At 74.2% G+C, this 9,747-nt stretch carries 2 protein-coding genes; both read right to left on the bottom strand.

The annotated features are described in order from the left end of the window. Positions 1-219, bottom strand: a 219-nt coding sequence (locus GUY61_RS29390) for a beta-ketoacyl synthase N-terminal-like domain-containing protein (RefSeq protein ID WP_243766842.1), incomplete at its 3' end; no start/stop codon positions are given. Positions 220-240: 21 nt separating this feature from the next. After that, the coding region (locus GUY61_RS40640) for an SDR family NAD(P)-dependent oxidoreductase (protein ID WP_398957334.1) at positions 241-9,747 on the bottom strand (9,507 nt) is incomplete at its 5' end.

The following is a 9,747-nucleotide window of genomic DNA, read 5'->3' as shown; positions in this document are numbered from 1 at the left end:
CACCGGGAACCCCGAGATCGCGTCCCCGCCCGACTCCACCAGCCGCCACAGATCCTCCGGCGACCCCACACCACCCGGATACCGGCACCCCATCCCCACGATGACGACGGGGTCCTGATCGGCGGCGGCCAGTTCCTGGTTCTTGCGGCGCAGCCTGGCGTTCTCCTTGAGCGAGTCTCGCAGCGCTTCGACCACAGCGTCGGATGCTTTGTTCGTCATCATTTCTCCCGTTCAGCACTGTCAGGTCTCGGAACTGGCGCGGACCATGCGGATGAGGGCGTCGACATCCATGTCGTCGATGAGGTCGGCGCCGTCCTCCGGCTCGTCGGAGCCACCGCTCCGCTCGCCGGCCCGGGCGTCGACGTCGCGGGCGAGCCGGAGCAGTCCTTCGAGCAGGCCCGCCTGCCGGAGGCTGTCCACCGGGACGGAGGCGAGCAGGCGGCGGATCTCGGACTCGTCGGGTGCGTCGGCGGCCGCCGTCGGCGGCTCGGGGGCGAGCACGGTCAGCAGGTGTCCGGCGACGGCCTCGGGGGTCGGGTAGTCGAAGACGAGGGTCGCGGACAGCCGCAGCCCGGTCGCCTTGCCGATCCGGTTGCGCAGTTCCACGGCGGTCAGCGAGTCCAGACCCAGTTCTTTGAAACCGCGCGCGGCGTCGACCGTGTCCGATGCGCCGTAGTCCAGCGTCGCGGCGACCTCGGCGCACACGAGGTCCAGCAGGACCTGCTGCTGCTCGTCCGCCGTGAGCGCCGTCAGCCGCTCGGCGAGGGTCGGCCCGGAGGGGGCCTGACCGGTGGCCGGGCCGGCGGACGCGGCGCGGCGCACCGGTGCCCGGACCAGGCCGCGCAGCAGGGGCGGCGCGTCGGCGCCGAGCGCCCTGAGCGCCGTCGTGTCGAGCGGCAGCGGCACCAGCGCGGCCGCGTCCGTCCCGAGTGCGGCGTCGAACAATTCCATGCCCTGCGCGGAGGTGATCGCGACCATGCCGGTCTTCGCGAACCGGTTGCGGTCGGCCTCCGTGAGTTCGGCCGCCATGCCGCCTTCCGCCCATGGTCCCCAGGCGAGCGAGGTGGCCGGCAGTCCCAGGGACCTGCGGTGCTGTGCCAGGGCGTCGAGGAAGGTGTTGGCCGCCGCGTAGTTGGCCTGGCCCGCGCCACCGGCGAGTCCCTGGATGGAGGAGTAGAGGACGAAGGCGGACAGCCGTAGGTCGCGGGTCGCCTCGTGCAGGTTCCAGGCGGCGTCGGCCTTGGGCCGCAGGACCCGGTCGATCCGCTCGGGGGTCAGCGACTCCAGGACGCCGTCGTCGAGCACGCCGGCCGCGTGCACCACCGCGGTCAGCGGATGCTCGTCGGGGATGTCGGCGAGCAGCGCGGCAAGGGCGTCCCGGTCGGCCACGTCACAGGCCGCGACGGTCACCTCGGCGCCCAGGGCCGTGAGACCGGCGGCGAGTTCGGCCGCGCCGTCGGCCGCCGGGCCCCGGCGGCTCGTCAGCAGCAGGTGCCGTACACCGTGGTCGGTGACGAGGTGGCGGGCCAGCGTGCCGCCCAGCGCTCCGGTGGCACCGGTGATCAGCACCGTACCGTCCGGGTCCCAGGGCGCCGAGGCGTCGGCCGGGACCACGGCCCGCTCCAGCCGGAGGGCACGCGGGGTTCCGGCCCGGACCGCGACCTGCTGCTCGTGCGCGGCCAGCGCCTTGCCCATCGCCTGCTCGGCCTCGGTGCCGGCGTCGGCGTCGGCGTCGGCGTCCAGGTCCACCAGCACGATTCGGTCCGGGTTCTCGGTCTGCGCCGTGCGCAGCAGACCCCATACGGCGGCGTGCGGAAGGTCGAGCACGTCCTCGTCCGGGGCAGCGGCGACCGCCCGCCGGGTCACCACGGCCAGCCGGGACGCGGCGAGCCGCTCATCGGCGAGCCAGTCCCGCGCCAGTTTCAGGGCGCCGTGCACGGCCTCCCGTACGGAGTGGGCCCGTGCCGTCAGCGGCGCCACCGCCAGGGCGGGAACCGGGGCTCCGGCGGCGACGGCGGTGCTCAGTGCCGCCACATCGATGAACCGTTCGGCGCCGGGCAGCTCCAGCGGGTCGTCGCCCAGGACGGTCCAGGGCCGGGCCGGCGTCTCGGTGCCGCCGTTCACCGCGACCCAGGACGGCCGGAACAGCGCCTCGTGACTGCGCCCGCCGGCCGCGCCCAGCTGCTCGGCGGACACGGCCCGCACCGCCAGCGACTCGACCGTGGCAACCGGCATGCCCGCCGAGTCGGTGACCTCGATGGTCACCGACCCGGAGCCGGCGGGGGTCAGCCGCGCCCGTGCCGCCGCCGCGCCCAGGGCGTGGTGGCGCACCCCGCTCCACACGAACGGCAGTCGTGGTTCGCCGGTGCCCGGCAGCACCCCCAGCTCGATGGCGTGCAGGGCCGAGTCCAGCAGGGCCGGGTGCAGCCCGAAGGCGGACGCCTGTTCCTTCTGGTCGTCGGGCAGGGCGAGTTCGGCGAAGACCTCGTTGCCCCGGCGCCAGACGGCCCGCAGTCCCTGGAACGCCGGCCCGTAGTCGAAGCCCTGACGGGCGAGGTCGTCGTAGCGGCCGGTCAGGTCCACCGGCCGCGCGTCGCGCGGCGGCCACACCGCCAGGTCGAAGCCGGCGGGCGCCTGCCCGGGTGCCAGCGTGCCGTCGGCGTGCCGGGTCCACGGCTCCTCGAAGACCCCGCCCTCGGGGCGGGAGTGAATGGTGACGGAACGGCGTCCCGACTCGTCCGGTGCTCCGACGGCCACCTGCAGCCGCACGGAGCCGGTCTCGGGCAGGACCAGGGGTGCTTCGAGGGTGAGTTCCTCCAGGTCCCCGGCACCGCCCTCGGCGCCGGCGCGCAGCGCCATGTCCACGAAGGCGGTGCCCGGCACCAGTACCCGGCCCAGCACGGCGTGATCGGCCAGCCAGGGGTGGGTCCGCAGGGAGAGCCGACCGGTGAGGACGGTCTCGTCGGTGTCGGCCCGGGTCAGCGTCGCGCCGAGCAGCGGGTGATCGGCCGGGGACAGCCCCGCGTCGCCGACATCGGCGGTGCGGGCCGTGGGCCTGGCCCAGTAGTGCTTGCGCTGGAAGGCGTAGGTGGGCAGCTCGACCCGGTGGGCGCCGGAGCCGTCGAACAGCGCGTCCCACGACAGGCTCAGGTGCCTGACGTGCAGCCGTGCCAGACCGTGGGCGATCGCAAGGGTGTCCGTGCGGTCCTTGCGCAGCAGGGGGACGAATGCCGGTTCCGCCCCCTCAGCGTCCACGACGCAGTCCCGGCCCATGGCCGACAGCACGCCGTCCGGACCGAGTTCGACGAACGTCGTGACGCCGGCGTTCTGGAGCGTACGGATTCCGTCGTTGAACCGGACGGCCTGGCGCACGTGCCGGACCCAGTATTCCGGTGAGCAGACCTCCTCGGCCGTCAGGAGCCCGCCGGTCACGTTGGACACGATCGGGATGACCGGCGGCGCGAAGGCGAGCCGTTCGGCCACGGCACGGAAATCGTCCAGCATGGGGTCCATGCGGGGCGAGTGGAAGGCGTGGCTGACGTTGAGCCGCCGGGTCTTGCGGCCCCGGCTCTCCAGTTCCTTGGCGACGGCGAGCGCGGCCAGCATGTCACCGGAGATCACCACGGAGGCGGGCCCGTTGACGGCGGCGATCGCCACCTCGTGCTCGCGCCCCGCCAGCAGCGTCGCGACCTCGTCCTCGGGTGCGAGGACGGAGACCATGGCGCCGTCCTGCGGCAGGGCCTGCATCAGCTTGCCGCGAGCCGCGACCAGCGCCGCCGCGTCGCCGAGGGACAGCACGCCCGACACGTGGGCGGCCACGAGTTCACCGATCGAGTGACCGGCTACGTAGTCGGCGTGCAGTCCCAGGCTCTCGGCCAGCCGGAACAGGGCCACTTCGAGGGCGAACAGGCCGGCCTGTGTGAACACCGTCTGGTGCAGCAGCGGCCCCTCCCAATCCTCCGGGTCCGCGAAGATCACGTCCCGTACCGAGCGCCCCACGTGCCGGTCGAGTTCGGCGCACACGGCGTCGAAGGTCTCGGCGAACACAGGGAAGGAGTTGTGCAGTTCGCGTCCCATGCCCGGCCGCTGGCTGCCCTGGCCGGTGAACAGGAAGGCCACCTTGCCGCTCACCGGCCCGCCGGTGACGAGCCGGGCGGACGATCGGCCCACGCTCAGCGCGTCCAGGGCCTCCAGCAGTTCCTGGCGGTTGTCGGCGAGGAGCGCGGCACGGTGGTCGAACGCCGTCCGGGTGGTGGCCAGCGAGTAGGCGAGGTCCGGCAGGTCCACCTCGCCGGCCGTCTCCAGGTGTGCGCGGAGTCGGCGGGCTTGTTCGGCCAACGCCTGTGGCGACTTGGCGGACAGCACCAGCGGCAGGACCGCCGGGCGGGGGCCGGTGCCGGTGGCGCCGTCGGTGCCGCCGTCGGTGCCGCCGTCGGTGCCGCCGTCGGTGCCGCCGTCGGTGGCGGTGTCGGTGGCGGTGTCGGTGGCGGTGTCGGTGGTGGCGGGGTCTTCGGCGGGGGCCTGTTCGAGGACGACGTGCGCGTTGGTCCCGCTGATACCGAACGCGGACACGGCGGAACGGCGGGGGCGGCCGGTGTCGGGCCACTGCCGCTGCTCGGTGAGCAGTTCCACCGCGCCCGACTCCCAGTCCACGAACGGGGTCGGCTCGTCCACATGCAGAGTGCGCGGCAGCACACCGTGCCGCATCGCCATCACCATCTTGATCACGCCGCCGACACCCGCCGCAGCCTGCGTGTGGCCGATGTTCGACTTGATCGACCCCAGGTAGAGCGGTTCACCCTCACGGCCCCGGCCGTAGGTGGCCAGCAGCGCCTGCGCCTCGATCGGGTCACCCAACCGCGTACCCGTGCCATGCGCCTCGACCGCGTCCACCTCGTGCGCGGCCAACCCCGCACCCGCCAAGGCCCGCTGGATCACCCGCTGCTGCGACGGACCGTTCGGCGCGGTCAGACCATTGGACGCACCGTCCTGGTTGACCGCACTGCCCCGCACCACCGCCAGCACCCGGTGACCGAGCCGCCGCGCGTCGGACAACCGCTCCACCACCAGCACGCCCACACCCTCGGCCCAGCCCGTACCGTCGGCCGACGCCGCGAACGCCCTGCACCGGCCGTCCGCGGAAAGCCCCTTCTGCCGGCTGAACTCCACGAACGTGCCCGGCGTCGACATCACCGTCACACCGCCCACCAGCGCCATGGAGCAGTCGTCCCGGCGCAGGGCCTGCACCGCCATGTCCAACGCCACCAGCGACGACGAACACGCCGTGTCCACCGTCAACGCGGGGCCCTCCAGGCCCAGGGTGTACGACACGCGGCCCGACAGCACGCTGGCCGCGCTGCCGGTCATCCGCTGGCCCTCGGCGCCTCCTTGTTCCGCGGTGTCGTCACGGAACATGAACGTTCCGGTGTAGACGCCGGTGCGGCTGCCGCGCAGCGAGTCCGGGTCCAGGCCCGCGCGCTCCAGAGCCTCCCAGGACACCTCCAGCAGCAGCCGCTGCTGCGGGTCCATCGCCAGCGCCTCACGCGGCGAGATACCGAAGAACTCCGCATCGAACTCCGCCGCCTCGTGAAGGAACCCGCCCTCACGCGTGTACGACGTCCCCGCACGCTCCCCCTCCGGGTCGTACAACCCCTCCAGATCCCAACCACGATCCACCGGGAACCCCGAGATCGCGTCCCCGCCCGACTCCACCAGCCGCCACAGATCCTCCGGCGACCCCACACCACCCGGATACCGGCACCCCATCCCCACGATGACGACGGGGTCCTGATCGGCGGCGACGGTGGCCGGGACCTGCGGAACGGCGGGACTCAGCCGCTCGTGCAGGAGTTCGGAGCGCAGGTAGCCGATGACGGCCGCGGTCGTGGGGTGGTCGAAGACGAGCGTGGCCGGCAGCCGGATTCCGGCCGCCGCGCTCAGCTTGTTGCGCAGTTCCACGCCCGTGAGGGAGTCGAAGCCGAGGTCCTTGAACGTACGGGAGGCATCGACGGCGTCCGGGGAGGAGTAGCCCATGACGGCGGCGACCTGGGTGCGGACGACCTCGTCCACCAGCCGCTCGGCAGCGTCCCCGGACAGGTCCGCGATCCGCCGGGCGAGGCCGGTGGCGGGCGTGCCGGTCACGGGGTGCGGCTGCGCGGTGGAGGCCCGGCGCCTGGGCAGGGTGACCAGGCCGCGCAGGGCACCGGGCAGTTCCTCCTCGGCCGCCCTGGTGCGCAGGGCGGCGCGGTCGAAGCGGGCGGGGACGACGACGGGCGCCTCCACCGCGCGGGCCGTGTCGAGCGCGGCGAGCCCTTCGTCCACGCCGAGCGGCCGCAGGCCGAGGCGGCGGAGCCGTGCCCGGTCGGCGTCGCCGAGGCCCCGGATCAGCCCGTCCTCGTGGGCCCACGGTCCCCAGGCGAGCGAGAGGGCGGGCAGCCCTTCGGCCCTGCGTCGGTGGGCGAGACCGTCGAGGAAGGCGTTGGCCGCCGCGTAGGCGGCCTGGCCGCCGTTGCCGACCGTGCCGATCACGGAGGAGAACAGGATGAATTCGGAGAGTTTCTGATGTTTCGTCAGCTCGTGCAGGTTCAGTGCCGCGTCCACCTTGGGCCGCAGCACCCGATCGATCTGCTCCGGGGTCAGCGTGGCGACGACGCTGTCGTCCAGGACGGCGGCCGCGTGCACCACCGCGGTCAGCGGATGCTCGTCGGGGATGCCGGCGAGCAGCGCGGCAAGGGCGTCCCGGTCGGCCACGTCACAGGCCGCGACGGTCACCTCGGCGCCCAGGGCCGTGAGACCGGCGGCGAGTTCGGCGGCGCCCTCGGCCTCGGCACCGCCGCGGCTGACCAGGAGCAGATGGCGCACGCCCCGTTCGGCGGCCAGGTGACGGGCCACCAGGGAGCCGAGCCCGCCGGTGCCGCCGGTGATCAGCACCGTACCGCCGGACTCCCACGCGGGAGCCGGGCCGGCCGGGATCCGCGGCCGTTGCAGCCGGGGAACCAGGACGGCGCCGTTGCGCAGGGCGAGTTCGGGTTCCCCGGAGGCGAGCGCGGCGGGCAGCGAGCGCAGCGACTCCCGCTCGCGGCCCAGGTCCAGCAGGCCGACCCGGCCGGGGTACTCGGCGCGCACGGACCGCAGCAGGCCCCACAGCGCGGCGCCCACCAGATCGGGGTCGTCGCCCGCCGTGCCAGTGGCCACGGCTCCTCGGGTGACGAGCACCAGCCGGGAGCCGGCGAGCCGGTCGTCCTCCAGCCAGGACCGCACCCGGGCGAGGTTGTCCCCGACAGCGGTGCGAACGGCTTCGGCGACCTCACCGGCCGGGCCGGCGACCGCCGGCGTGGGGCACTGTACGAGGACCACCTCGGGGGCGGCGGAACCGGCCGCCTCGATCAGCGCGGTCATGTCCGGGTGGACCACCACTCCCGCGTCAGCGGTGGTGAGGGCGGTGGCCAGGCCGAGGTCGGCGTCTCCCGCCACGGCCCACCGGCCGGACCGCGCGTCACCCGCGGTGAGCGCCAGGCCGGTCCAGCCGATCTGGAAGAGTGGCTCCTGAGCGGGTGTGCCGGCCGCGCGGGCTACCGCCTCCTCGGACAGGGGGGCCAGGGTGACGGCCTCGACCGTGGCGAGCGGCAGTCCCGCGCCGTCGGCCACGGTGAGCGAGAAGGGACCGGCCGCACCGGTCCGGGCTGCTCCGGCGGCGGGGGTGATCCGGACCCGCAGGGTCTCCGCTCCGGCCGCGTACACGGCGATGCCCTTCCACTCGGTGGGCAGCCACACCGCGGTGGGATCGGTGCCGGACCGGTTCGCGGCGAGCGCGTACAGGGCGGCGTCGAGCAGGCCGGGATGCAGGGCGAAGCGGGCGGCCCCGTCGCGGTGTTCGGCGCCGAGGGCCACCTCGGCGAAGAGGTCCTCGCCCAGGGTCCAGGCCTCCCGCAGGGTCGCGAAGGCCGGGTCGAGGGGCGTCTCGCGGTCGTCGGCGGCGACCGGTGCGGCCCCGGCGGGAGGCCAGGCGCTCAGTTCGGACGGGATTTCGGGACGGGCCGGGACGAGGGTGCCGGCGGCATGCCGGGTCCAGGAGACGTCCCTGTCGGTGTCCTCGGGCCGGGAGTGCACGGAGAACGCACGCTGCCCCTCGGCGTCCGGCGCTCCGACGCCGACCTGGAACCGCGCCCCGCCGTCCGCGGGCAGAACCAGCGGTGACTCCAGCGTCAGCTCCTCGATGTGTGCGGCGCCCGTCTCGGCACCCGCCTGGAGGGCCAGTTCCACGAAGGCACCGGCGGGCACCACGATCTCGTCGTGCACGCGGTGGTCGCCGAGCCAGCGCTGGGTCTGCGCGGACAGCCGCCCGGTCAGGATGAGTTCCCCGGCCTCGGCACGTGGTACGACCGCGCCGAGCAGCGGGTGATCGATCGGCGCGAGTCCCGCCGAGCCGACGTCGGCGCCCGTACGCTCCGGGGCCTGCAGCCAGTAGGAGCGGCGCTGGAAGGCATACGTGGGCAGGGCGACGCGGCGGCGGCCACAGCCGGTCGTCATACGGCGCCAGTCCGCGGTGGTACCGCGGACATGCAGTTCGGCGAGCGCGCCGAGCAGTGCGGAGACCTCCGGCCGGCCGTGCCGCGCCGTCGGCAGGAAGGCGGTCTCCTCCTCGTGCTCCGCGGACACGCAGTCGCGGCCCATCGCCGCGAGCACCGCGTCCGGTCCCACCTCCAGGAAGGAGCGGACGCCCCGTTCCTCGAGCGCGCGCATGCCGTCGTGGAAGCGGACGGCCTCCCGGGCGTGGCGCACCCAGTAGTCGGGGGTGCTGATCTCCCGCGCGGAGACGAGACGCCCGGTGAGGTTGGACACCACGGGGATGCGCGGGTTCTCGTAGGCGAGGCCGGACGCGACCTCGCGGAAGGCCTCGAGCATCGGGTCCATGCGCGGCGAGTGGAAGGCGTGGCTGACGCGCAGTCGCTTGGTCTTGCGCCCCCGCTCACGCCACTGCTCGGCGACGGCGAGCACGGCGTCCTCGTCACCGGCGAGCACGGTGGACAGCGGGCCGTTGACCGCAGCGACGGAGACTTGGTCCTCCCGGCCGGCGAGGGTGGGCAGGATCTCCTGCTCCGAGGCCTGGACGGACACCATCGCGCCGTCGGAGGGCAGTTGCTGCATCAGCCTGCCGCGGGCCGCGACGAGAGCGCAGGCGTCCGGGAGGGAGAGGACGCCGGCGGCGTGTGCCGCAGCCAGTTCGCCGACCGAGTGGCCGAGGACGACGTCGGGGGTGACACCCCAGTCCTCCAGCAGGCGGAACAGCGCGGTCTCGTAGGCGAACAGCACGGCCTGCGTGTATCCGGTGAGGTGCAGCAGGCCCGCGTCCTCGGAGTCCTCCGCCAGGAACATCAGGTCCCGGACGGAGCGGTCGAGGTGCCTGTCGAGCAGGGCGCAGACGTCGTCGAGGGCGGCGGCGAAGACCGGGTAGGTGTCGTACAGGGCGCGGCCCATGCCGGCCCGCTGGCTGCCCTGTCCGGTGAAGAGGAAGGCCAGTTCGCCGGGCCGGACCGTACCAACCGCCGCTCCGGCGGGGGTGTCCCCGGAGGCGAGCGAGGACAGCCCGGCGAGCACCTCGTCCCTGTCGGCGGCGAGCAGCACGGCGCGGTGCTCGAAGTGGGTGCGTGTGGTCGCCAGCGAGTGGGCGACATCGCCGAGGCTCTGGTCGGGGTGGGTCTCGAGGTGGGTGCGCAGCGCGTCGGCCTGCGCGCGCAGTGCGTCGGC

Source organism: Streptomyces sp. GC420 (assembly GCF_009916105.1).
Taxonomy (GTDB): Bacteria; Actinomycetota; Actinomycetes; order Streptomycetales; family Streptomycetaceae; genus Streptomyces.
The sequence above is the reverse complement of the archived record's forward strand: the minus strand, read 5'-3'. Positions and strand labels throughout refer to the sequence as shown.